This is a genomic window from Kitasatospora purpeofusca (genome assembly GCF_036010405.1).
In the GTDB taxonomy this organism is placed as follows: Bacteria; Actinomycetota; Actinomycetes; order Streptomycetales; family Streptomycetaceae; genus Kitasatospora; species Kitasatospora purpeofusca.
In genome coordinates this window covers 8,038,471-8,061,184 of record NZ_CP108561.1, presented here as the reverse complement: position 1 = coordinate 8,061,184, position 22,714 = coordinate 8,038,471, and the positions used below count along the sequence as shown (strand labels likewise).

21 protein-coding genes are annotated in these 22,714 nt (G+C 75.2%); 11 read left to right on the top strand and 10 right to left on the bottom strand.

The genetic code is table 11. The features are described from left to right. Nucleotides 1-66: 66 nt before the first annotated feature. Both OG715_RS35210 and OG715_RS35205 read right to left on the bottom strand, forming a co-directional pair. A complete protein-coding gene (locus OG715_RS35210; RefSeq protein WP_266274586.1) occupies nucleotides 67-1,458 on the bottom strand; it encodes a GntP family permease in 1,392 nt (463 codons plus the stop codon). Beyond that, nucleotides 1,458-2,012, bottom strand: coding sequence for a gluconokinase (locus OG715_RS35205; protein WP_266273222.1), 555 nt, complete (start codon nucleotides 2,010-2,012; stop codon nucleotides 1,458-1,460). Before OG715_RS35205 ends, OG715_RS35210 begins: the two co-directional genes overlap by 1 nt. Before the next feature lie 160 nt (nucleotides 2,013-2,172). Here OG715_RS35205 and OG715_RS35200 point away from each other — a divergent pair, with 160 nt between their 5' ends. Together OG715_RS35200 and OG715_RS35195 are read left to right on the top strand one after the other, a co-directional pair. Next, on the top strand, nucleotides 2,173-2,868 hold the full coding sequence (locus OG715_RS35200) for a FadR/GntR family transcriptional regulator (RefSeq protein WP_266273223.1): 696 nt from the start codon (nucleotides 2,173-2,175) through the stop codon (nucleotides 2,866-2,868). A 204-nt stretch (nucleotides 2,869-3,072) separates the two neighbouring features. Then, nucleotides 3,073-3,588, top strand: coding sequence for a hypothetical protein (locus tag OG715_RS35195; RefSeq protein WP_266273224.1), 516 nt, complete (start codon nucleotides 3,073-3,075; stop codon nucleotides 3,586-3,588). Here the strand turns inward: OG715_RS35195 and OG715_RS35190 are convergent. The 4 genes from OG715_RS35190 to OG715_RS35175 form a co-directional block, all read right to left on the bottom strand. After that, complete coding sequence (locus OG715_RS35190; protein ID WP_266273225.1) at nucleotides 3,564-4,328, bottom strand: phosphodiesterase; 765 nt, start codon at nucleotides 4,326-4,328, stop codon at nucleotides 3,564-3,566. The genes OG715_RS35195 and OG715_RS35190 overlap by 25 nt on opposite strands. A 19-nt stretch (nucleotides 4,329-4,347) precedes the next feature. Continuing rightward, nucleotides 4,348-8,922: a hypothetical protein gene (locus OG715_RS35185; RefSeq protein WP_266273227.1), complete on the bottom strand. Its 4,575-nt coding sequence runs from the start codon at nucleotides 8,920-8,922 to the stop codon at nucleotides 4,348-4,350. A 96-nt stretch (nucleotides 8,923-9,018) separates the two neighbouring features. Beyond that, nucleotides 9,019-9,894, bottom strand: coding sequence for a hypothetical protein (locus tag OG715_RS35180; protein WP_266273228.1), 876 nt, complete (start codon nucleotides 9,892-9,894; stop codon nucleotides 9,019-9,021). A gap of 115 nt (nucleotides 9,895-10,009) precedes the next feature. Continuing rightward, the gene (locus OG715_RS35175; RefSeq protein WP_407661148.1) at nucleotides 10,010-11,545 is read right to left on the bottom strand and encodes a hypothetical protein; all 1,536 of its coding nucleotides are present in this window, start codon (nucleotides 11,543-11,545) and stop codon (nucleotides 10,010-10,012) included. A 160-nt stretch (nucleotides 11,546-11,705) separates the two neighbouring features. On the opposite strand from OG715_RS35175, the gene OG715_RS35170 reads away from it, so the two are divergent. The 5 genes from OG715_RS35170 (at nucleotide 11,706) to OG715_RS35150 (ending at nucleotide 15,767) form a co-directional block, all read left to right on the top strand. Continuing rightward, nucleotides 11,706-12,476 (top strand): IPT/TIG domain-containing protein, encoded by a 771-nt coding sequence (locus tag OG715_RS35170; RefSeq protein WP_266273229.1) that lies wholly within the window; start codon nucleotides 11,706-11,708, stop codon nucleotides 12,474-12,476. Nucleotides 12,477-12,682: 206 nt separating this feature from the next. After that, nucleotides 12,683-13,285, top strand: a complete 603-nt coding sequence (locus tag OG715_RS35165; RefSeq protein ID WP_266273230.1) for a hypothetical protein — start codon at nucleotides 12,683-12,685, stop codon at nucleotides 13,283-13,285. A 117-nt stretch (nucleotides 13,286-13,402) separates the two neighbouring features. Then, nucleotides 13,403-14,179 carry a LamB/YcsF family protein gene (locus OG715_RS35160; protein WP_266273231.1) on the top strand — a complete coding sequence of 259 codons (777 nt, stop codon included), beginning with the start codon at nucleotides 13,403-13,405 and terminating at the stop codon, nucleotides 14,177-14,179. Nucleotides 14,180-14,235: 56 nt separating this feature from the next. Continuing rightward, a complete protein-coding gene (gene pxpB / locus OG715_RS35155; RefSeq protein WP_407661147.1) occupies nucleotides 14,236-14,859 on the top strand; it encodes a 5-oxoprolinase subunit PxpB in 624 nt (207 codons plus the stop codon). After that, on the top strand, nucleotides 14,856-15,767 hold the full coding sequence (locus OG715_RS35150; RefSeq protein WP_266273232.1) for a 5-oxoprolinase subunit C family protein: 912 nt from the start codon (nucleotides 14,856-14,858) through the stop codon (nucleotides 15,765-15,767). Before pxpB ends, OG715_RS35150 begins: the two co-directional genes overlap by 4 nt. Here OG715_RS35150 and OG715_RS35145 read toward each other — a convergent pair. Continuing rightward, nucleotides 15,748-16,704, bottom strand: coding sequence for an aminoglycoside phosphotransferase family protein (locus OG715_RS35145; RefSeq protein ID WP_407661053.1), 957 nt, complete (start codon nucleotides 16,702-16,704; stop codon nucleotides 15,748-15,750). The two genes, OG715_RS35150 and OG715_RS35145, sit on opposite strands and share 20 nt — an antisense overlap. 63 nt (nucleotides 16,705-16,767) lie before the next feature. After that, complete coding sequence (locus OG715_RS35140; protein WP_266273233.1) at nucleotides 16,768-17,529, bottom strand: alpha/beta fold hydrolase; 762 nt, start codon at nucleotides 17,527-17,529, stop codon at nucleotides 16,768-16,770. Nucleotides 17,530-17,682: 153 nt separating this feature from the next. Between OG715_RS35140 and OG715_RS35135 the strand changes: the two genes are divergently transcribed. After that, entirely contained in the window at nucleotides 17,683-18,216 is a 534-nt protein-coding gene (locus tag OG715_RS35135) for a PadR family transcriptional regulator (protein ID WP_266273235.1), read from the top strand. A 129-nt stretch (nucleotides 18,217-18,345) separates the two neighbouring features. Here the strand turns inward: OG715_RS35135 and OG715_RS35130 are convergent, their stop codons facing one another. After that, the gene (locus OG715_RS35130) at nucleotides 18,346-18,855 is read right to left on the bottom strand and encodes a DUF4396 domain-containing protein (RefSeq protein WP_266273236.1); all 510 of its coding nucleotides are present in this window, start codon (nucleotides 18,853-18,855) and stop codon (nucleotides 18,346-18,348) included. Here OG715_RS35130 and OG715_RS35125 point away from each other — a divergent pair. From OG715_RS35125 to OG715_RS35115, 3 genes are all read left to right on the top strand, one after another. After that, complete coding sequence (locus OG715_RS35125) at nucleotides 18,796-19,011, top strand: hypothetical protein (protein WP_266274756.1); 216 nt, start codon at nucleotides 18,796-18,798, stop codon at nucleotides 19,009-19,011. The two genes, OG715_RS35130 and OG715_RS35125, sit on opposite strands and share 60 nt — an antisense overlap. Nucleotides 19,012-19,095: 84 nt before the next feature. Beyond that, nucleotides 19,096-19,791, top strand: a complete 696-nt coding sequence (locus OG715_RS35120; RefSeq protein WP_266273237.1) for a class I SAM-dependent methyltransferase — start codon at nucleotides 19,096-19,098, stop codon at nucleotides 19,789-19,791. A 288-nt stretch (nucleotides 19,792-20,079) separates the two neighbouring features. Further along, nucleotides 20,080-20,925, top strand: coding sequence for an undecaprenyl-diphosphate phosphatase (locus OG715_RS35115; protein WP_266274590.1), 846 nt, complete (start codon nucleotides 20,080-20,082; stop codon nucleotides 20,923-20,925). Between the two features lie 103 nt (nucleotides 20,926-21,028). Here the strand turns inward: OG715_RS35115 and OG715_RS35110 are convergent, their stop codons facing one another. Beyond that, complete coding sequence (locus OG715_RS35110; RefSeq protein ID WP_266273239.1) at nucleotides 21,029-22,537, bottom strand: HEAT repeat domain-containing protein; 1,509 nt, start codon at nucleotides 22,535-22,537, stop codon at nucleotides 21,029-21,031. Nucleotides 22,538-22,714 lie beyond the last annotated feature (177 nt).

The following is a 22,714-nucleotide window of genomic DNA, read 5'->3' as shown; positions in this document are numbered from 1 at the left end:
CGGCAGTGGACGACGGAAAGGGCGGGCGCTCCCTCGGGAGCGCCCGCCCTTTCCGTCGTCCAGGGGTCAGACGATCAGGCTGAGCGGCATGATCAGGGCGATCGCGACCACCGAGATCACCGTCTCCATCACCGACCAGGACTTCAGGGTCTGGCCGACGCTCATCCCGAAGTACTCCTTCACCAGCCAGAAGCCGGCGTCGTTGACGTGCGACAGGAACAGCGAGCCGGCGCCGATGGCGAGCACCAGCAGGGCCGCGTGGGTGGACGACATGTCCGCCGCCAGCGGCGCGACGATGCCGGCCGCGGTGATGGTGGCGACCGTCGCCGAACCGGTGGCGAGCCGGATCAGCACCGCGATCAGCCAGCCCAGCAGCAGCGCCGGGATGTGCCACTTCGACGACCAGTCGCTGACCGCGGTGCCCACGCCCACGTCGATCAGGGTCTGCTTGAAGCCGCCGCCCGCACCGACGATGAAGACGATGCCGGCGATCGGGCCGAGCGAGGAACCGACGGTCTCCGAGATCCGGGCCTTGTCGAAGCCCGCCGCCCGGCCCAGCGTCAGCATCCCGAGCAGGGTCGCGGCGAGCAGCGCGATCAGCGGGGAGCCGACGAAGTCGAGCACCCGCTGCGGCAGCGCCTTCGGGTCGTCGATCACGACGTCCGCCAGCGCCTTGCCGAGCATCAGCACCACCGGCAGCAGGATGGTGGCCAGCACGGCGCCGAAGGAGGGGGTGTGCTCGCGCTTCGCGGGTTCCACCGGGGTGTCGCTCTCCGGTATCTCCAGCGGGCCGACCCAGCGCTCGGCCACCCGGGCGAACAGCGGACCGGCGACGATCAGCGTCGGGACGGCGATCAGCAGGCCGAGCGCCAGGGTGACGCCGAGGTCGGCCTTGAGCGCGTCGACCGCGACCAGCGGACCGGGGTGCGGGGGCACCAGGCCGTGCAGCACGGAGAGGCCGGCCAGCGCCGGGATGCCGATCCGGATCAGCGGGACGTTGCCGCGCCGGGCCACCAGCAGCACGATCGGGACCAGCAGCACCACGCCGACCTCGAAGAACAGCGGCAGGCCGAGCACGGCCGCGATCAGCGCCATCGCCCAGGGCAGCGCCTTCGTCCGGGACCGGGACAGCACGGTGTCCGCGATGATGTTCGCCCCGCCCGAGTCGGCGAGCAGCTTGCCCAGCATCGCGCCCAGGCCGATCAGCAGGCCGACGCCCGCCACGGTGGCGCCGAAACCGGTGGAGAAGCTGCTGAGCAGCTTGTCGAACGGCGCGCCCGCGACGGCGGCCAGCAACCCGGAGCCGAGGGTCAGGGCGAGGAAGGGGTGCAGCTTGAGCTTGGTGATCAGCAGCACGATGGCGCCGATGGCGAGCAGCACGGCGACCAGCAGCCGGCCGTCGCTGTCGGTGTGCGGGAGGACCGGTGGGGCGGCCGCGAGCACGGTGAGGGTGGGGATCACGCGAGGTCTCCATTGACGGGCCGCAGCAGGGCGGCGGCCTTCTCGACGAGTTCTTCGGGGCTCGGCCCGATGTCCAGGACGGCGCCGCGCTCGTCCGGACCGAGGGGTTCCAGGGCGGCGTACTGCGAGCCGAGCAGGGACGGCGGCATGAAGTGGTCGGTGCGCCGGGCGAGCCGGTCCTCGACCAGTCCGGTCCGGCCGCTGAGGTGCAGGAACCAGGCGTCCGGGCAGGCCGCGCGCAGGATGTCGCGGTAGCCGTGCTTCAGCGCCGAGCAGGTGACGACGCCGCCGGTGCCGGCCTCGGCGCGCTCCCCCAGCCAGGCGCCGACGGCGCGCAGCCAGGGCGCGCGGTCGTCGTCGTCCAGCGGGATGCCGGCCGACATCTTGGCGATGTTGGCGGGCGGGTGGAAGTCGTCCGCCTCGGCGAAGGGGAGGCCGAGGCGTTCGGCCAGCAGACGGGCCAGGGTGGTCTTGCCGACACCGGAGACGCCCATCACCACGACGGTGAGGGGCGCGCGGGGGGTGTCCTGGTTCTCGACGCTGAGAGCCATGAGGTGGTGCTCCTTCGTTGCCTGGCCGCCACTATCACCTCAAAGGTATGACGTATTCAAGTGCCGGAAACCAAATCGTCATACTTTTGCCGGACGGGTGGAGGTGGCCGGGCCGGGGGGCACGGCGGTGGGGGCAGGCTGCGGCGACTAGGCTGGCGGGATGGAGATCCAGGGGCTGCCCGGCCGACTGCTCGCCGAACTGGGGCCGGCCATCGCGTCCGGGGAGCTCCCCGAAGGCACCGTGCTGCGCGCCGAGGAGCTGGAGGAGCGGTTCGGCGTCTCCCGGACGGTGGTCCGCGAGGCGGTCCGGATCCTGGAGGGGATGCGGTTGGTGGCCTCGCGCCGCCGGGTCGGTATCACCGTGCAGCCCCGTTCGGGCTGGGACGTCTTCGATCCGCTGGTGATCCGCTGGCGGCTGGCCGGTGCCGACCGCTCCGCGCAGCTGCGTTCGCTCGGCTCGCTGCGGCTGGCCGTGGAGCCGGCCGCGGCGGCGCTCGCCGCGCGGCACGCCACCGACGACGAGCGGCGCCGACTCAGCGCGCTGGCGGTCGAGTTGACCATGACGGCGCGCGCCGCCGACCTCGCCACCTTCCTCCGGCACGACATCGAGTTCCACTCCACCGTGCTGCAGGCCTCGCGCAACGAGATGTTCGCCCATCTCGGGGACACCGTCGGTGCGGTGCTGACCGGCCGGACCGAGTACCATCTGATGCCCCATCAGCCGGAGCCGTACGCGATCCGGCTGCACCGCGAGGTCGCCGAGGCGGTCTGCGCGGGGGACGCCGAACGGGCCGAGCAGGCGATGCGGACCATCGTCGAGGGTGCGCTGACCGAGCTGAACCACCAACTCGGCTGAGCGCGCCGGGGATTCGGCGAGCCGTTCGGTACGGTCCGATCCGGATCATACGATTTGGCAGCAGTTCGGGGGATTCGTGCGCATAGTCCGGGTACGACTGGGCAGAGTGGAGCGCGGGGGCGTGTTCGCGGCGCGCGCCCCGCTCGTGGCCCGCCGTACCGTCCGCCGTTCGTCCGCCGCCGCTCCGTGCCTGGGGGTCGCCCGATGCCAACCGCCCGCCGTCGCCGCCGACTTCCCGACGAGGTGCGGACCGCCGTCGTCCGCGCGGTGCTCTGTCTGGCGTTAACCCTGGTCGGCATCGTGCTGGCGGTGCTGTCCTCGTACGCCGACAGCTGGCTGATGACGCCGGCGCTGATGGCGATGGGGCTCGGGGTGTTCGGCACGATGTGGTGCCTGCTGGAGATCCTGATTTCCCGTCAGGTCGCCGCGCAGCGGGTGCGCGCGCCGAACTCCGCCTCCCCGATGGGTGACAGCCGCACTCCGGCCGGCCCGCCGCAGCCGCAGACCCGTTCCCAGCCCCAGCCCCAGCCGCGCCCCCGGGTGCCGCAGCCACCGCCGCAGGCCCGACCGCCGTACGCACAGCCGCCGTACACACAGCCGCCGCAGGCCCAGCCGCCCTACCCGCAGCCGCCGTACGCCCAGCCGTCGCAGCGCCCGGGGACACCGCCGCCCTACCCGGGCGGCCCCGGGCCGCGTCAGGCGGGAGCGACCACCCGGTAGTGGGTGGTAAGCCGGCCGTCGTCGTCCAGCAGGTGGAAGGCGATCACCGGCGGCTGCTCGAAGACGATCTCCGCCCGGCCCTCGCAGGGCAGCGGCACGGTGGAGACCACGCCCGGCGCGACCAGCAGCGGCAGCCCGGCGAAGACGGTGGCCGCCGCGGTGTGCGCGTGGCCGCAGAGCAGTGCCCGCACCCGGGGGTGACGTCCCAGCACCTCGGCCAGCCGCTCCTCGCCGAACTGCCGGATCGGGTCCACGTACGGCAGGTGCAGGGTGACCGGCGGGTGGTGGAAGGCGACCAGCGCCGGGCGGTCCGCCGGGCCCTCGGCCAGCGTGCGGTCCAGCCAGCCGAGGGTCTCCTCGTCGAGCAGGCCGTCGTGCCGGCCGGGGATCGAGGAGTCGAGCATCAGCACATCGGCACCGGGCAGCGCGTGCAGCCGGTTCACCGGGCCGCCGGACGGCTCCTCGCCGAGCAGCACCTCGCGGTAGGGCTCGCGGATGTCGTGGTTGCCGGGGCAGAGCAGCACCGGGTACCGGGAGGTCAGCACCTTGGCGACCTCCCGGTACTCGGCCGGCAGTCCGTTGTCGGCGAGATCGCCGGTGACCAGCACGGCGTCCACCGGGCCGGGCAGGGCGTCGACGTACGCCACCACCTGCTCGGCCCGCCGGCGGGCCCGCTCCCCCGCGTCGCCGTGGTGGTCCTGGCCCAGGTGGATGTCACTGAAGTGAACGATCGTCAGCATGCCGTCCACCGTAGGCCGATCAGGACGTGGCGGGAACCTCCGCCGGGCGCTTGAACATCCGGGTGGCGGTGATCTCGCCGTGGACGGCCGGGCCGTCCGGGTCCTGCGGCGCCGGGAGCCCCGGCCGCAGGTGCTCCTCCACCGAGATGTACTTGAGGCCGGCCCGCAGGTCGGCGTCGTTGCGCAGCCGGATCACCAGCGGGAACTCGGCCAGCGCCGTGGTGTCGAACAGACCGGTGGTGTAGATCAGCTGGACGCCGAGGGCGTCGGCCACCGCGCGCTGGAGCTCCAGCAGGTAGGTGGCGTTGGCCCGGCCGATCGGGTTGTCCAGGAACAGCGTGCCCGCGTGCCGCAGCTGCGACTGGCCCCGGTCGTTGGCGCGCAGCGCGGCCATCGTGCAGTAGAGCGCGATGGCGGCGGTGAGCAGCTGCCCGCCGGAGAACACATCGGACATCTGGCCGACGCCGACCCGCTCGGCGCGCAGCACCGCGTCCGGCTTGAGGATCTCCACCGAGACGCCCTTGGGGCCCATCGCGGCGGCCACCCCGCGCAGCAGCAGCGACATGCCGTCCCGGCGCAGGTCGCTGTTCTTGCGGACGGCCGCGCGGGTGGCCTCGTCGATGACCTCGCCGAGGCGCTCGACCAGGGTCGCGTGGTCCGGGTCCTCGAAGCGGATCCGGAGGAACTCCTGGCCGGACCACTCCCCCAGCCCCTCGGGGAGGCGGGAGAGCCGCTGGGCGGCGCGCAGGGTGGTCAGCGAGGACTCCACCAGTCCGCGCAGCCGGTCGACGATCGAGCCCCGGTTGCGCTCCAGCTGGGCGAGTTCGTCGGTCAGCACCCGCAGCCGGGGGGCGAAGGCCACCGCCCAGTTGGCGGCGTGGTCGGGCAGCGCGGAGGCGGGCAGTTCGCGGATCTGCTGCCGGGCCGGGGTGCGGACCGCCTCGTAGCGGGCCGCGTTGGCGTGCCGGACCAGCGCGTCCGAGGCGTCGCGGACGGCGAGTTCGGCGGCGGACAGCTCGCCGGCGGCGGTGCGCAGGGCGCGGCGGGCCTCCGCGGCGGCGGTGCGGGCGTCGGCGAGCGGGCCGAGGTAGGGCTCGACGGCCGGGCCGTCCTCCTCCTGCTCGCGCAGGCCGTCCCGGAGCTGCCCGGCGTGCTCGTCGAAGTCGGCGGCCGCGGACTGGGCGGTGTCGAAGGTGCGCTGGAGGTCGGCGGCCGCGGTGCGGGCGGTGTCGACGGCCTCGCGGCGCTCGGCGAGCCGGCCGGTGGCCGTGCGCAGCAGCGTCTGGGCGTGCTCGGGGTCGGTGGGGACGAGCTCCTCGGGCAGCTCGGTGTGCGCCTCGCCGTCGGCGGGGGCGGAGCGCTCGGCGTCGCCGCGGAGCCGGCCGAGCTGCTCGCTGGCCGAGGCGGCCCGGGTCTCGATGGTGGCGACGAGTTCCTCGGCGCGGGCGGCGGCGGCCTGGCGGGCCGGGCCGTCGGCGCCGTCCGGGCTGCCGAGCAGCTCCTCGGCGCGGGTGCGGACCTTGTTGGTGAGGCGGTCGAGTTCGATCGCGGCGGCGGCCTCGTCGCCCTCGGCGCGGGCCTGCTCGGCGCGCAGGTCGGCACCGACGCCGACCTTCTCGTAGAGCTGGGAGGCGGCGCGGTAGGCCTCGCGCAGCGCGGGCAGCGCGGCGGGGGCGGTGTCGGCGGGCTCGTCGGACTGCTCGGCGGCGGCGATCTCGGCCCGCTCGGCGCGCAGGGTGCGCGCGGTGCGGCGGGCGTCGTCGGCGGCGCGCTGGGCGGCCCGGCGGTCCTCGTCGCAGGTGCGGGCGCGCTCGGCGCAGAGCGTCCGGCGGCGGTCGCACTCGGCGGTGTCCTCGGCGAGTTCGCGTCGGCGGCGGCTCCAGTTGGCGCGCTCGCGCAGGCGGAAGGCGAGGCCGGAGAGGGCGTCGGCGCGGCGGCGGGCGCGCTGGGCGCCCTCCCGGTGCTCCTCGTGGGCGGCGGCCGCGGTGGCGTGGTCGGCCTCGGCCTCGTCGTGGTCGGCGCGCAGGGTGGCGAGGGCGGCGGCGGCCTGCTCGGCGTGCTCGCGGGCGGCCTCGGCGGCGGCGGCGCGTTCGGCGAGGGTGCCGGGCGGGCAGCTGGCGTGCCAGGAGGCGAGCCGGGCCGCGAGCGCGCGGTCGCCGCCGAGGCGGGCGGCGAGTTCGCGGATGTGCTCCTCGCGGGCGGTGGCGCGGGCGCGCAGTTCGCGGCGCTCGTCGTCGGCGGCGGACTCGTCGTGCATGGCCGGGTTCGGCGGTACGACGAAGAAGGGGCAGAAGGCCGGCCCCTCGTCCGCAGTGATCGGGGCGATCAGCGAGGCGGCGGCGCCGACGGCGACGGTGGAGCGGGGCAGCAGGGCGGCGGAGCCGAGCGCCTCGCGGGCCCGCTCCAGCGAGCTCGGGTCGGTGACGACGACGCCGTCGACGAGTTCGGGGCGGGCGGCGAGGATCGCCTCGTGGTCGGCCGGGTCGACGGACTGCGCCAGGTAGCGCCAGCCGGGCAGGGCGGGGATGCCGTGCTCGGCGAGGTACTCGACGGTGGCGAGCACGTCCGGTCCGGGCGGCAGCAGGCCGCCGTCGCCGAGCGCGGCGAGGATCCGGGAGTCGTCGGCGGCGGCGGTGCGCAGGTCGAACAGGGTGCGTTCGGCGGTCGCGACGGACTCGTCGAGCAGTTCGCGCAGGTACTCGGCGTTGCGGTCGAGGACGGCGGGGGTGAGGAAGCCGGCGGCCTCCTCCGCGTCTTCCTGGTAGGGGGTCAGGGAGAGCAGGTCGGCGAGCCGGGGCTCGGTGGCGAGCAGGGCGGCGGTGCGCTGCTCGGTGGCGAGGGACTGGTCGGCGGCCTTGCGGGCGTCGGTGGCGCGGGCGGCGGCGAGTTCGGCGCGACCGGTCGCGGCGGCGGCCTCGCGCAGCCGGGCGGCGGCGGTCTCGGCCGCGGTGCGGGCCTGGGCCAGGGCGGCGCCGGCGGCCTTCTCCACGTCGGCGGCGTGCAGGGCGGCCCTGGCCGGGTCGACGTCGCCGTCGGCGTCGATGAAGCCGGCCTCGACGGCGGCGGCGGTCTCCTGCTCGACCTCGGCGAGGCGCTGGCGCAGGTGCTCGGCCTCGCTGCGGGCCTTCTGGGCGGCGGTGGCGGCCTCGGTGGCGTCGGTCTGGGCCCGGCTGCCGTCGGCCTGGAGTTCGGCGGCGCGCTGCTCCTCGGTGTCGGCGCGGTCCTCGGCGGCCCCGGCGGCGGCTTCCAGGGCGCGGGCCAGGGCGGTGGCGGCGCGGGCGCGGGCGGCGAGCGCGGGGGCGGCGTCCAGCTCGGCCTCGCGGATCGCGGCGGCGACCCTGGTCACCCGGTCGGCGGAGGCGCGGTGCCTCAGCACGGCCTCGGCGGCCTGCCAGGCGGAGTGCAGGGTGCGGGCCTCGGTGAGTTCGCGGCGCAGCCCGGCAGCCTCCGCGGTGGCGGCGGCGAGGGCCAGGGTGGCGTGCCGGTGGGTGAGTTCGGCGGCGATCAGGGTGTGCCGGGTGCGGTCGGTCTCGGCGGCGGTGACGGCGCCCGCGGCGGCGGCGACCTCGATCGCGAGGTCCTCGGCCCGGTCGCGTTCGGCGGCGGCGCGCGAGGCGAGGGCGTGGGCGAGCCGGCGGGTGCGGCGTTCGGCGGTGCGGTGGGACTCGCGGACGCTCTCGCGGGCGGCGGTGGCCTCGGTGATGCGCTCCAGGAGTTCCAGCGAGCCGGCGGTGAAGTCGCGTTCGGCGGTGAGCTCGGAGCGCAGGCCGAGCTTGGCGGCGAAGCCGTGGACGAGGTCGGCGAGGCCGTCGGTGTCCCGGGTGTCGGTGACGGCGCGCAGCAGCAGGTCGGTGAAGTCCTTGTCCTGCTTGACCGCGAACAGGCCGGCCGCCTCGCCCTCGTCGGCGTTCATCTCGCGCTGGTAGCGGAAGAGCTCGGGGTCGAGGCCGAGTTCGCCGAGGTGCTCGGTCCAGCGGTCGTGGCCGTCCTCGAAGACCAGGTCGAGGTGCGGGTGGGCCTTGCCGGCCTCGGTGAGGGCGTCGCGGAAGCCCTTCATGGTGCGGCGGCGGCCCCGGGCCTTCTGGTCCCCGGCGAGGCTGATCCGCTCGGCGACCGGGAGGGAGTCGAGGGTGAGGCCGGGACCGGGGCGGAAGGAGTACCAGGTCTCGGCGAACTTGCGAGGGTCGGAGGAGACCTGGCGGCCGCGCCACTCGCTGACCTTGCCGACCACGATCGGCTCGCCGGTGACGGTGTGCTGCCACTCCAGGGCGACGTGGCCGCAGTCGTCGGCGAGCAGGAACTTGCGGAGCACGCCGGAGCTGGCGCCGCCGAGGGTGTTGCGGTGGCCGGGGAGCATGACCGAGAAGATCAGCTTGAGCAGGACGGACTTGCCGCCGCCGTTCTCCAGGAAGAGCACGCCGGCCGGGGCGGGGCGGCGGACCGGGCCGTCGGGCTCCTCGCCGAACAGGCCGATCTGCTGGGGTGCCGGGTCGGCGACGGGCTCGCCGACGCCGCGCAGGTCGAGCACCGTGTCGGCGTAGCGGGCGCCGGCCGGTCCGATCGAGTAGAGGCGGACCCGGTTGAGCTCGTACATGTGCGGCGGTTCTCCAGGAGGCGGGTGGATGGGTCGGCTGGGGCGGTCCGGTGGGGGCCGGGTCGGAGGGCTGGGGGCTGGGCCGGGACGTCGGGGCTAGAGCGAGTGGAACGGCAGTCCGGCGTCGGCGACCAGGTCGTCCCCGGTGTCCGGGGGCAGCAGGGAGGCGCTGCCGTCGGACACCGGCACGATGCCGAGGTCCAGCAGTTCGGCCATGGCGGCGCCGCCGGCCAGGTCGCGGACCTGGAGCTGGTAGCGGGCGGTGGTGCGGTAGGTGCCGCCGGCGTCGTCGGAGACCTTCTGCAGGAAGCCCGAGTCGACCAGGAACAGCACGGCCTTGGCGACGATGCCGATGGTCGAGCCGGAGAGCCGGCGGGCGTCCTTGGTGGCGCCGGTGGCGGTGCGCCGGGCCCAGACCCGCCAGGCGGCCTCCAGGCCGGGGGCGTCGCTCTGCGGGTCGGTGTTGTCGCCGTCGGCGGCGGCCTGCTCCTCCAGGCGGCGGCAGGCCTGGCGGACGAAGGCGTCGACGCCGTTGACGGTGATCCGGCCGAGGTAGCCGTCGTCGGAGAGGTCCTCGGGGCGGGGGAAGGCCATCGCGGCAACGGCCAGGTGGGCCAGGCCGTGGAGGAAGCGGTCGGTGGACTCGGAGGCGGCGCGGCGCGAGTAGTCGCCCATCCGGACGGCGAAGAGGGAGTCCTCGGCGGCGGCGACGGCCATGCCGGCGCGCGGGGAGACCTCCAGGACGACCAGGCCCATGCCGGTGGCGACGGCGTCGGCGAGCCGGGCGAACGGCGGGTCCTCGCGGTGGCGGCGGACGAGTTCGGCGTACTCGGTGTCGCGGGCGGGGAGCAGCTTGGCCTGGAGGCCGAAGGAGACCAGTCGGGCGGCGTCCGCGACGTCGGCCGGGGTGATCGGCGCGGGGGCGGCCGGTTCGGTCTCGGGCGCCCAGGACGTGTCGTGGTGGGTCGTCACGGGCGGTGCTCCTCGGGGGCGTTGCGGGTGTTCACGAGCGGGTGCTTCACGGGCGGGTGCTTCACAGGCGGCTTCACGGCCGGCAGTACGGGGCGGCTGCGGCCCGGGCCGGCGGTCAGCCGGCGTCCTTGCGGTCGGCGGCCATCCCGACCGCGTCGAGCAGGGCGCTGCCGACGACGAGGTCGGCGCCGCCGAACTCCGGGTCGTTCAGCGGGGTGCCGTCGTCGACCGCGAAGAGCAGCCGCTCCTCGCCCTGCCGGTAGGCGGTGCCGACCGGCGGGCTGGCCGCGTGCACGGCCAGCAGGGCGACCAGGTACGGGAGCTCCGGGTCCTGCCGGCGGGCCTCGGCGAGCAGTCCGGAGAGCCGCCGGGGCGCGTCGGCGGGCAGGTCGAGCAGGACGAGCGCGGCCTCCAACTGGGCCTCGGAGAACCGGCTGTCGTCCGGGGTGGCGACGAGGTCGGGGTCGGGCAGCTCGGCGCCGAGGTGCTCGCGCTCGACGGGCGGGGTGAGCAGCAGGTCGACGAGGTCCGCGACGCGCACCGAGACGGGGGTGCGCAGGCCGGTGCCCCGGGCGAAGAAGGCGCCGGTGGGCCGGACGGCCTGCGCTATCGGCAGCCGGAGCACCGGGGCGAGCAGCTGGCCGTAGAGGTCGATGCCGGTGCGGGCGCCGGGGGTGGCGAAGGCCTGCCGGTCCTGCTCGGCGCGGAACAGCGGGCCCGCCTCCAGCAGCCTGGTCTGCAGCTGGGTGTGGCGGCGGATGCAGTCCTTGACGATGTCGACCAGCTCGGCGGCGCGGCGCTTGTGCTCCGGGTCCTCGGCCTCGTCGCGGGCCTTGCGGATGTTGGTGAGAATCGCGTTCTCGTGCCGGTAGCGGTCGGCGATGTGGTCGAGCGCCTCGTCGATGAGGTCCGGGATCGCCTGCATCCAGTCGACGGCGCGGACGTTGCGGCGGGTGGCCTCCAGGGCGCGGCGCAGCGTCTCGGCGTACTGGACGGTGCGGTAGCGGGCCTGCTCGGCGGCGAGCTGGGCGTCGGCCAGCCGGCCGCGCCGGATCAGCACCTCCAGCTTGACCTCGGCGGCGATCTGGGCGGAGGTGACGTCGGTGTCCAGCGCGCCGACCAGGACGTTGACCGCCTCGTCGGTGGTGCGCAGGTAGACGCCGCCGTCGGGGCCCGGGACCTCCTCGATCAGCTTGAAGTCGTAGTCGCGGCGGACGTACTCGCCGTCCGCGCCGAAGGTGCCGTAGACGGCGCGGAAGCCCCGGTCGACGCTGCCGACGTTGATCAGGGACTCCAGCACCCAGCGGCCGACCCGCTGGTGCTCGGCGACGGTGCGGCCGGGTGCCTGGGCGGCGACCCGGGGCAGCAGCCGGGCGAGCACTATCTCCCGGTCGGCGCCGGTGTCGAAGTCCATGTTGAGGGTGACGAGGTCGATCGCGGCGAGCCCGACCTCGGCCATCGCGTAGCCGCCGTACTCGCCGGCCAGCATCACCTTGCGGTTGTCCAGGTCGTGCAGGGGCGCGGTGCAGGCCAGCGCCTTGAGCCGGCGCGCCAGGCCCTCGTCGGCGGCGGGGCCGGGCGCGGGCCGCGCGGCGGCGACGGCGGGCCCGGCGGGCGGCCGGGGGCCGTGCTCGGTGGGCTGGTCGGCGATGACGGTCACGGTGGACAAGAGTAGAGGCAGGCCCCGACATCGACCGAAACGGACCTTCCGGACAGACCCGCGGACGGGGCCCCTCGGGGCCACCGATCAATAGAACTCGCTTTCGAGAAAAGCTTCCCGATGATCCCCGGGCTCGGCCATGATGCTTCGTATGATCACCAGACTGGTTCGAGGCGGCCTCGCCGCCGCACTGGCCGTGACCACGCTCACCGTCGCCGCCGCTGTCGCCACCGCCGCGCCCACCGCCGTCGCGACCGCCGTGAGCGGCCCGAACGTCACCGTGACGCAGGCCGGCAACTACCCGATCTTCCCGGTCGACAACACCAGCTTCAGCGTGACCTGGAAGTCCACCGGCACCGCCGACGTCACCGGGGTGACCCGGCTGACCGTCGACCTGCCGCCCGGCCTCACCACCACCGGCGCGCTGATGTACTCCACCCCGTACGACTACACCTTCACCCAGACCGTCTCCCCCGACGGCCGCCGCCTGGAGGCCGTGTTCACCGGCACCCGGGCACCCGGGCGCAGCGACTTCATGAAGGTCCAGGTCAGCTCGCACGGCACCCGGCCGTCCGGGGTGATCACCGTCACGGCGGCCAACAAGAACGACGCCGACCCGTCCGACAACGTCTCCCGCTACCTGCTGGGCAGCGGGCTCCAGGCGCCGGTGACCCCGGCCGTGCCCGCCGTCACCGCGCTCGCGCCGAGCACCGGCCCGGCCGCCGGCGGCACCGCGGTGACGATCACCGGCACCGGTCTGACCAACGGCTTCGCGCTGTTCGGGAGCACCCCGGCGAGCGGCAGCTGCACCGACACCGCGTGCGTGGTCACCGCCCCGGCCGGCTCGGGCACCGTCCCGGTCACCCTGGCCACCCCGGGCGGCTCGGCCGCGACGCCGACGGCCTTCACCTACACGCCCTGACCCCGGCCCCTTCCGGGCGTCCACTCGGGCCCGGTACCCGCCACGGGTACCGGGCCCGAGTGCGTCCGGCCGCCGCCAGGGCCGCCGGGGCACCGCCGGGGCACCGCCGCCAGAGCAAGTTGAACATGTTCAATTACGAGGTCTAGAGTCACTCCCGTGCAGGCGGGAGCAGCCCGACCTGCCTCCTCGGCATGGGGTGGACGCAGATGAACGACGCGACCGACAACGACCGGACGGCCCTGCGAAGGGTCCGGCGCCTGCTCTGGGCATTCGTGGTCTGCCTGGTCCTGAGCGGGCTGACCGCCTTCCCGCTGGAGAGCGAGACCCGCTGGCTCGCCGACCTGGCCGTCGGCCCCGGCGCCCCGGTGACCGAGCGCTTCCCCGCCCTGCTGGAGTGGATCCTCCGGGTCCGGGACGGCATCGCCGAGACCAACGACCGCTACCCCTTCCTCGCCTACGGCACCGACTGGCTCGCCTTCGCCCACCTGGTGATCGCGGCGGCGTTCGTGGGGCCGCTCAAGGACCCGGTGCGCAATGTCTGGGTGATCCGGTGGGCGGTGCTGGCCTGCGCCGGGATCATCCCGCTCGCGCTGATCTGCGGGCCGCTCCGGGGCATCCCGCTGTACTGGCGCTTCATCGACATGTCGTTCGGAGTGGTCGGCGTCGTACCGCTGCTGATGGTGCTGCGGGCGCTGCGACCGCTGGTCGAACGGGCCGAGGCGGCCGCGCGGGTGGCCCGGCTCCCCGAAGGTCCGCGGCCGACCGACCCGGCCGGGCCCGGGCACGGAACGGCCCCGGCGGCGGGCTGACCGTCACCCGGGGGCGGGCCGACCGTTGCCGGAGGGCCGACCGACCGTCACCGGGGGCGGGACGATCGGGCGCAGGCCCTACCATCTGCCTCAACAGCTGCTGGGAGGCGGACGGGCGTGACCGAAGCGGTGATCGATCTCAATGCGGACCTCGGTGAGGGGTTCGGACGCTGGACGCTGACCGACGACGAGGCCCTGCTGTCCGTCGTCACCAGCGCCAACGTCGCCTGCGGCTTCCACGCCGGAGACCCGTCCACCATGCGCCGGGTCTGCTCACTGGCCGCCGAACGCGGGGTCAGGATCGGCGCCCAGGTCTCCTACCGGGACCTCGCGGGATTCGGCCGCCGGGCCATGGACGTGCCGCCGGAGGAGCTCGCCGACGAGATCGCCTACCAGATCGGCGCCCTCCAGGTCTTCGCCCGCGCCGCCGGCTCCCGGGTCTCCTACGTCAAGCCGCACGGCGCGCTCTACAACCGGGTGGTCGCCGACTCCGAGCAGGCCGAGGCCGTCGTCGCCGGGATCCTGCGGGCCGGGGCGGTCTGCGACGGACCGCTGCCGGTGCTGGGCCTGCCCGGCTCCCGGCTGCTGGCGGTCGCCGGGGACGTCGGACTGCCGGTGGTCACCGAGGCGTTCGCCGACCGCGCCTACACCTGGGCCGGCACCCTCGTCCCGCGCCGCGAGCCGGACGCCGTGGTGCACGACCCCGGGACGGTCATCACCCGCGCGGTCGGCATCGCCCGCGACGGCGCCGTGGACGCGGTCGGCGGCGAGCGGATCGCCGTCGAGGCGCGCTCGCTCTGCGTCCACGGCGACACCCCCGGGGCGGCCCAGCTCGCCTGGCGGATCCGGGGCGCGCTCGCCTCGGCGGGGGTCCGGGTGGAGGCCTTCGCTTGACGGCGGGCGGCGTTCAAGACCCGGCTGACGACCCGGCCGCCGACGGCCCCGGTCCGGTGCTGCGCCCCGTCGGGGAGCGCGCGCTGCTGGTCGAGCTGCCCGGCGCCGCCGAGGTCACCGCCCTGTACGGCTGGCTGCGCGAACGGCAGTCGGCCGGCGAGCTGCCGCCGGTGGAGGAGATCGTGCCCGCCGCGCACACCGTGCTGCTGGACGGCGTCGCCGACGTCCCCGCGCTCGCCCGGCTGCTGCGCACCGTCCGCCCGGACCGGGCGGCCACCGCCGCCGGCCCGCTGATCGAGGTGCCCACCGTCTACGACGGCGCCGACCTCGCCGAGGTGGCCGCGCTGTGGGGCGTCCCGCCCGAGGAGGCCGTCCGGATCCACACCGCACCCGAGTACGTGGTGGCGTTCTGCGGCTTCGCCCCCGGCTTCGGCTACCTCACCGGTCTGCCGGCGCGGTACGAGGTGCCGCGCCGGGCCACCCCGCGCAGCGCCGTCCCGGCCGGTTCGGTCGCCCTGGCCGGGCCCTACACCGGTGTCTACCCGCGCTCCTCCCCCGGCGGCTGGCAGCTACTGGGCCGCACCGCCCTCCCCCTCTGGGACACCGGCCGCACCCCGGCCGCGCTCCTCGCCCCGGGCACCCGGGTGCGCTTCGCCCCGGTCCGGGCGGGCGCCCGATGACACCCGGGACGGCGGCGGTGCACGGGGTGACCGGGACGGACGGGGTGGCGGACGGGCTGGTCGTGGTGCGGCCGGGACCGCTGACCACGGTGCAGGACCTGGGACGGCGCGGCGTCGCGCACCTCGGGGTGCCGAGGGCCGGGGCGGTGGACGAACCGGCACTGCGGGCGGCCAACCGCCTGCTCGGCAACGGACCCGGGGCCGCGGCCCTGGAGACCACCCTGGGCGGCGTCGCCGTGCGGGCCCTGCGGCCGCTGCTGGTCGCCGTGACCGGGGCCCCCTGCCCGGTCCGGGTGGACGGCCGGCCCGCCGCCTGGGGCGCGCCGGTCCCGGTGCCCGCGGGCGCGGTGCTCGACGTCGGCGCCGCGACCGCCGGGGTGCGCGCCTACCTGGCCGTCGCCGGCGGGATCGCCGTCCCGCCGGTGCTCGGCAGCCGCTCGGCCGACCTGCTCTCCGGGCTCGGCCCGGCCCCGCTGTCCGCCGGTGACCGCCTGCCGGTCGGCCCCCGGCCGCCCCACCGGGCGAGGCCGGAACTGGTCCCGCTGCCCGCTCCCCCTCGGGAACTGGTGCTGCGACTGCGGCTCGGCCCCCGGGCGGACTGGTTCACCCCGGACGCCCTCGCCCGGCTCGCCCGCGACACCTACCGGGTCTCCCCGGCCGCCAACCGGATCGCGCTGCGCACCGAGGGCCCGCCGCTGGTCCGCGCCCGGGACGGCGAACTCCCCAGTGAGGGCATGGTGCTGGGCGCCGTACAGGTCCCGCCGGACGGGCTCCCGGTGGTCTTCCTGGCCGACCACCCGACCACCGGCGGCTATCCCGTCGTCGGCGTGGTGCCCGCCGCCGACCTCGCGGCGGCCGCGCAGTCCCGCCCGGGCACCCCGCTGCGCTTCACCGTCCTGCCCGGGTGATCAGCGAGCCTCCCGACAGTGCCTCGGCGATCGTCCGCTGCGTCCCGTCGATCACCGATTCGCCGTCCGCGATGTCCCAGAGGACGTTCTGCAGGACGCGGGCGAGGGTCCAGCGGACGGCCCGGGGGCGGTCCAGGGCGAGGCGGTCGGTCAGCAGGTCGAAGCGATGGCGCAGGGCGCGCGGGAGGTCGCCGGTGGCGGTGAGGTCGGACCAGCGGTTCCCCAGGGCGGGGAGGAGTTCGAAGCCGGGGTCGCCGGCCAGGGGCTTGGGGTCGATGGCGAGCCAGGGCGCCCGGGGGTCGGGGGCCGTCGGGGCGAGCACATTGCCGTAGTGCAGGTCCCAGTGCAGCAGGCGGTCGCCCGGCTCGGGCCGGACCTCGCGGAGGGCGGCCGCAAGATCCGCCAGCAGTCGGCGGTCGGCCTCCCCCGCCAGCCGCTCCTGCGCGGCCGGGACCTCCGCCAGCATGCCGTCCGCGACCTCGGCCAAGGTCCTCAGCCCGGGCGGGGCCTGATGTGCCGTCAGCTCCGCCAGCAGATCGGCGAGGACGAGGGTGGCGGCCCGGTCGTCGGGGACGGCGAGCAGGGAACGGGCCGGGTCGAGGCGCTCCAGCAGCATCGACCCGGTCGCCGGGTCGTGGTCGAGCAGCCGGACGGCGCCCCGGCCGTTCCAGGCCCGCAGGGCGAGCGGCTCGCCCGCCGTCTCCTCGTCCACGCGCTGGAGTTTGAGCACGGCGCGGGAGCCGTCGGCCCGCCGGACGGGCAGGACCAGGCCGACCACACCGTGCGCGGGCGGGCCGTCGAGGCGCAGCCCCCAGCGGTCCGCCGAGGCCGCCGCGAGCGCGAGCAGTCCGTCGGCCCAGTCGCGGCCGTCAGCGCCGTGGCACTCGACGAGGGAGGCGACCAGCGCCTCGGGGACCTGGATCGGCACGGCGGACACGCTCCTCGTGGAGATCGGGCGACGGAAGACCGACAGGCGGGCAGGCGGGCAGGCGGGACGACCCTACGCCAGGGCGGCGGCGGTGGCCTCGGCGAAGCCGTCCGGATTGTCGATCATGATGTTGTGCCCGCAGTCCGGCACCGCCACCAGGGCCACCCCCGACTCCCGGAGCGACTCCGCGCCCTCGGGCTCGCCGTCGGCCCCGGGGTGGAGGAAGGTACGCGGCACGTCCAGACCCCGCAGCTGCTCGCGCAGGGTCGGGACCGTGCCCCGGCAGCGGTGCACGGCGGTGCGGTGCAGAGCCTCGGGCCCGGCGAGCCGCATGGTGGCCCACCAGAACGGACCGGCCCACTGCTCCACCTGCCGCCACCCGCCGGCCAGGTACTCCTCCTCGGTGAAGGTGGCGAGCCCGCTGCCGCCCGGGGTCCGGGCCGGGGCGACCGGGTCGAGGACGGAGTCGACCAGGACCAGCCGGTCGACCAGCCCGGGGTGCCGGTGGGCGAGCAGGATCGCGACCGCGCCGCCCAGGCTGTGGCCGATCACCTCGACCCGCTCCGCCCCCGCCGCCCGGACGGCGACCGCGACGGCGTCGGCGTGCGCCTCCAGGGTGTACGGGAAATCGGTGGGCCGGTCGCTGATGCCGAAGCCGAGCAGGTCGAGCAGCAGCGCGCGGTGGCCGGTGAGCAGCGGGTGCGCGGCGGCCGCGGCGTAGTAGACGGGCGAACTGGAGCCGAGGCCGTGCAGATAGAGGCGGACGGGCTCCTTTCCGGGGACCTCCACCCAGCGGATCCGGTCGCCGTTCGGGGTGACGGTGGCATCGCGCACGGTCGTACTCCTTCTGCTGTCGACAAGGGGACCCCGACAGGCGCTCCCGGGGCCGCCGCCGCCCGGCTCCTTCCGGGGCGGCGGAGCGACCATACCTCGAAGCCGAGGTACAGCAACACCGATATATCTCGCCCGGTCTGGCAGAGTGGGCCCATGCTGAAGCTCGCGATCCTCGGGTTCCTCCACGACCGGCCCCTGCACGGCTACGAACTGCGCCGCCACCTCGCCGCACTCACCGGCCACGTGCGGCCGATCAGCGACGGCACGCTCTACCCGGCGATCAAGCGCCTGGAGACCGACGGGCTCCTGGTCCGCTCGACCGAGCCCGGCGCGGCGGCCGCCCCCCGGCACACCCTGCGGCTCACCGACGCCGGCCGGTCCACCCTGCTGGACCGGCTGCGCACCCCGGACGAGCTGGACGTCAGCGACGAGAACCGCTGGTTCACCGTGCTCGCCTTCCTCCGCCACCTCGACGGCGAGCCCGCCGCACAGGCGACCGTGCTGCGGCGCCGCCTGGCGTTCCTCGACGAGCCGGCCAGCTTCTTCTACGACGGGGACCGCCCGATCGGCGCCGAGGAGACCACCGACCCGTTCCGCCGGGGGATCCTGCTGATCGCCCGCGCGACCACGGCCGCCGAGCGGGACTGGCTGCGCACGACCCTCGCGGAACTCGACCGCCCGGCCTGAGCGGGGACCCGGCCTCCGGGTACACGAAAACGCCGCGGCCCGCGCCGACCCCCAAGGAGGGGTCGGCGCGGGCCGCGGCGTCCGGTGCGGCGGGCAGCGCCGGTGGACCGGTCGGTACCGGCGGAGCGATCAGTGCTGGTGGTAGGCGTGGACCACGGCGTGGCCGCGCCCCTTGCCGATCATCCACCTGTTGACCGGGACGGTCAGGACGAAGGCCAGGACCAGCGAACCGGCCAGCGCGAGCCAGAACCGGGCGTCGCCGAGACCCGCGTCCATGGCGCCGGGCACGGTCACCATCACGGTGTTGTCGATGATCTCCATGACGATGATCGAGACGGTGTCGGCGGCCAGCGCGACCTTCACCGCGGTGCGGACGTCCAGACCCGCCTTGAGCACGCCGCGCATGGTCAGCGCGTAGCCGAAGACGAAGGCCAGCAGGACCGAGAGCACCACGGTCCCGCCGTTGTGCAGGCCGAGGGCGGTGCCGAGCACCATACCGAGGATCTCGCCGATGGCGCAGCCGGTGAGGCAGTGCAGCGTCGCCTGCGCGGCGGCCGCCCAGGTCACACCCCCGCCGCCGTGCCCGTGATGCGCGTGGTGCGCATGTTCCGAATGGTGCTGATGCTGTTCGTGGCTCATGTGCTGCCCATGGTCCTCGTGCCGCTCGTGGCCCGCATCGTGTCCGTGCTGCCCGCGGTGGTCGTGACCGCTGTGCTGCCGCTCGTGCTGGGCGGGGTGCGCCATGTCGTCCTCCAGTTGCTCGTTCCTTCGCCGTGCTGCCCGGCTCGTCGATGACTGTATACCCCCTGGGGGTATATTCCAAGCCTCGTTCGCCCCGCCTTCTTCCCACCGCGCACCGGCCGTGCTCGGATGGTTCGCATGACCGACGAGCGACGCGAGGGATACGACGGCACCGGCCCCGGGGCGATCACCCCGGACGGATGCGCGGTCGAGATGTACGAACGGCTGCCGATCCGCGACGAGGTCGAGGTGATCGCCGGCGCCGTGCCGCCCGGCGCGAGCCTGCTGGAACTCGGCTGCGGTGTCGGCCGGATGACCCACCCGCTGGTGGAACAGGGCTTCCGGGTGACGGCGGTGGACGAGTCGGCGCCGATGCTGGAGCGGATCCGCGGGGCCCGTACGGCGCTCTCCCCGATCGAACGGCTGGACCTCGGCGAACGCTTCGACGTGGTCCTGCTCGCCTCCTTCCTGGTGCACGCCGGCAGCCTCGCCGTCCGCCGGGGCCTGCTGGAGACCTGCCGCCGGCACGTCGCCCCGGACGGCTGCGTGCTCGTCCAGCGCGAGGGCGAGGACTGGCACACGGACGTCCCCCGCGAGCGGACGCTCGGGGAGAACGGCCTGGTCAGGGTGGAATCGGCCACACCCCTCGGCGACGGGGTGAACCGGGTCCACGTGGTGTACGAGTTCCCGGACGCCCGGTGGACCCAGACCTTCCTGTCCCGTCCGATGGACCGGCCCGAGTTCGAACGCTCGCTCGCCGAGGCCGGGCTGACGGTCGACAGCTATCTGACCGCGGACCGGACCTGGGTGCGGGCCCGACCGACCGGCGCCTGAGCGGCGCCCGGGCCGCACCCGGGCGAAAGCGGCGGAAGCGGGGAGGAACGGGGCGACGGACGGTGCGCCGGAGGTGGGGCGGGCGAAAAGCTGTCACCCGAACGGCGTAGCATCAGGCGGACGCCGGGCCCGCGCGCGGCCCGAGCGCCGGGCGGGACCGGTCGTTCGCCTGCCATCGGACCGCGCCGCTGGACCGCGCCGACCGGTTCGCAGGGCCGTTCCCGCACCGACCAACAAGGAACGCTTCATGCGCATCGACCGACGGATACCCCGAGCGGGTGTCCGGTGATCGACTGGTTCCACGGGGCCGTCCTCGGCCTGATCCAGGGGCTCACCGAGTTCCTCCCGATCTCCTCCAGCGCCCACCTCCGGGTCTTCCCCGCCCTGTTCGGCTGGCAGGACCCGGGAGCGGCGTTCACCGCGGTGACGCAGCTCGGCACCGAGACCGCCGTGCTGATCTACTTCCGCCGCGACATCGCCTCGATCATCAAGACCTGGACGCTCTCGCTGTTCCGGCCCGCGCTGCGCTCGCACCAGGACGCGCGGATGGGCTGGTTCGTGATCATGGGCACGCTGCCGATCGGCATCCTGGGCAAGCTGTTCCAGGACACCATCGAGCAGGACCTGCGCGACCTGCGGATCATCGGCAGCACGCTGATCCTGTTCGGCGTGGTGCTCGCGATCGCCGACCGCACCCGGGCGGTCCGCCACGCCAAGCCGATCTCCGACCTGACCCTGCCGCACGCGGCGATGTACGGCATGGCCCAGGCGCTCGCCCTGATCCCCGGCGTCTCCCGCTCCGGCGGCACGATCAGCGCCGGTCTGCTGCTCGGCTACAGCCGCGAGGCGGCGGCCCGGTACTCGTTCCTGCTGGCGATCCCGGCCGTGCTGGCCTCCGGACTGCTGGAGCTGTTCAAGATCGGCGAGGGCCCGGCACCGGCCTGGGGGCCGACCATCCTGGCCACCGGGATCGCCTTCGTGGTCGGCTACGCGGCGATCTCCTGGTTCCTGAAGTACATCTCGAACAACAGCTTCATGCCGTTCGTGGTCTACCGGATCGCGCTCGGCATCCTGATCATCGTCCTGGTGTCCGTGGGCACCCTGGCACCGGACGCCGGCGTGGTCGCGAAGTAGAACCGCGTTGCATTCCATCCGCCCGGACCCCGGGAACGACGGAGCGGGCCGGTCCACCCTCGTGGTGGACCGGCCCGCTCCGTCGTTCCGCGGCTCGGTTCGCCTACCGGCTCCGCTCGCGGGCCGAGGTCAGCCGGCCGCGGACGGCGGCGTGGACCTCGGCCTCCTCGGCCGGGTCGGCGGCGAGGCGGCGCAGGCGCTCCAGCACACGGGCGTCGCCGGTGGTGGCGACATGCCTCGCGGCGAGCTCCCGGGTGGACTCCTCGCAGTCCCAGAGGCACTCGACGGCCGGCCCCTCCGGGAAGTGCACGTCGGTGGCGGCGAGCGCCCGGGCCGCGCGGCCGCGCAGCTCCGAGGAGACGGCTTCACCGTAGATGTGGCGCAGGACCGGGACAGCCTCGGTGGCGGTCAGCCGCCCCGCGCCGTCGACCAGCGTCCCCAGCCCGGCGTCGGCGCCGGACACCCCGTGCAGCAGGACCCAGCGGCGCAGCCCGCCCACCACCAGCGGGGCGTCGGTGGGCTCGCCCGCGTCGGCCAGCAGCCGGACGGCGGCCTCGCCGAGGGCGCTGTCGGCGCCCCCGGTGGCCGGATCGGCCCAGCGGCGGGCGTGGGCCAGCGCCTCCGGGCCGCGCATCCGCCCGAGGAGTTCCAGGGCGAACCGGACCAGCCGGTCGTCGACCTCCGCCGCGGCGGCCTCGATCAGCCCGGCCGCGGCCGGGTCCTGCCGGTCGACGAGGTGGCGAAGGGCCGCCCGGCGGGCACCGGGCAGGCCGGCGCCGGCCGCCTCCAGTACCTCGGGCCGGTCCTCCGGCCGGACCACGGCGGCCAGGCAGCGGGCGGCGGCGGCGGCGCGGCGGTCCACCGCGTCCGGACCGGGGCCGCCGTCGTGCGGGGCCCCGGAACGGACCGGGCCGCCGGCGAAGGCCGCGGCACCGAGACCGCCGAGCTCACCCTGGTCGGCCCAGGCCAGGACATCGGCGGTGGACCAGCCCGGGGTCACACCGCTGCGGTTCAGCTGGCGCTGCCACACGTCGAAGGGGGCCTGCTCGCTGGCGGCCGCGACCCTCGGGTGGTAGGCGGCCCAGAGCCGCCAGGGCCTGGGCTCGTACGCGCTCCGGACGGTCTCGCGCAGCTCGGCGTCGCCCTCGGGGCCCGGGGCGAAGCGGTCCAGTACGGCCGTCCCGAGCAGCAGCAGGCCCCGGTCGTCGTCGCGCAGCGCGAGCTCGTCCAGCGCCCAGGCCCAGCTGGTGCCGGTGGCGGCGTACTCGCGGAGCATGAGCAGCGCGTCCCGCCGGCCGTACGCGGCGAGGTGGCCCAGGACGGAGAGCGCGAGGCCGGTGCGGGCCTCGTCCTCGTCGAGGAGGTCCTCCGGTGAGTGGAGGTGGTCCTCGATCCCGTCGAGCGGCGCCTCCAGCTCCATGTAGAGGCGCGCGTAGTAGAGGGAACGGTTCTCGACCTGCCAGTCGGCCCGCGGGTCCCTGGTGACGCACTCCTCCAGCGCGGCGATGGCCTCGGTGCGGTCGGCGGCCAGCGCATGGAGCTGCCCGTCACCGCGACCTCGCTGCAGGAGGCCGAGGAGGCTGGCACTGGGTGCTATCACTGGCTCGAACATGAGGTCAGCATCCGTTGCGGCGGTCGTAGTGGCAACGGGATTTCCGTCGCCGGGGTCTGTGGTGGGTACTGCGGTGGGCGCCCGGGCGCCGGAATCACCGAAGGTTACCGCCTCGGGCAGCCCGTCGCACACAGGGCGACCGGCCCTTTGTGCGCACTGGCATATGCCGGGGGAACT

Bases quoted from the DNA above. Each gene is read 5' to 3' on its own strand.
- OG715_RS35205 (WP_266273222.1), bottom strand. From the start codon at position 2,012: ATGGCTCTCAGCGTCGAGAACCAGGACACCCCCCGCGCGCCCCTCACC.
- OG715_RS35165 (WP_266273230.1), top strand. From the start codon at position 12,683: ATGAACGACGCGACCGACAACGACCGGACGGCCCTGCGAAGGGTCCGG.
- OG715_RS35150 (WP_266273232.1), top strand. From the start codon at position 14,856: ATGACACCCGGGACGGCGGCGGTGCACGGGGTGACCGGGACGGACGGG.
- OG715_RS35120 (WP_266273237.1), top strand. From the start codon at position 19,096: ATGACCGACGAGCGACGCGAGGGATACGACGGCACCGGCCCCGGGGCG.
- OG715_RS35200 (WP_266273223.1), top strand. From the start codon at position 2,173: ATGGAGATCCAGGGGCTGCCCGGCCGACTGCTCGCCGAACTGGGGCCG.
- OG715_RS35185 (WP_266273227.1), bottom strand. From the start codon at position 8,922: ATGTACGAGCTCAACCGGGTCCGCCTCTACTCGATCGGACCGGCCGGC.
- OG715_RS35195 (WP_266273224.1), top strand. From the start codon at position 3,073: ATGCCAACCGCCCGCCGTCGCCGCCGACTTCCCGACGAGGTGCGGACC.
- OG715_RS35130 (WP_266273236.1), bottom strand. From the start codon at position 18,855: ATGAGCCACGAACAGCATCAGCACCATTCGGAACATGCGCACCACGCG.
- OG715_RS35110 (WP_266273239.1), bottom strand. From the start codon at position 22,537: ATGTTCGAGCCAGTGATAGCACCCAGTGCCAGCCTCCTCGGCCTCCTG.
- OG715_RS35190 (WP_266273225.1), bottom strand. From the start codon at position 4,328: ATGCTGACGATCGTTCACTTCAGTGACATCCACCTGGGCCAGGACCAC.
- OG715_RS35135 (WP_266273235.1), top strand. From the start codon at position 17,683: ATGCTGAAGCTCGCGATCCTCGGGTTCCTCCACGACCGGCCCCTGCAC.
- OG715_RS35170 (WP_266273229.1), top strand. From the start codon at position 11,706: ATGATCACCAGACTGGTTCGAGGCGGCCTCGCCGCCGCACTGGCCGTG.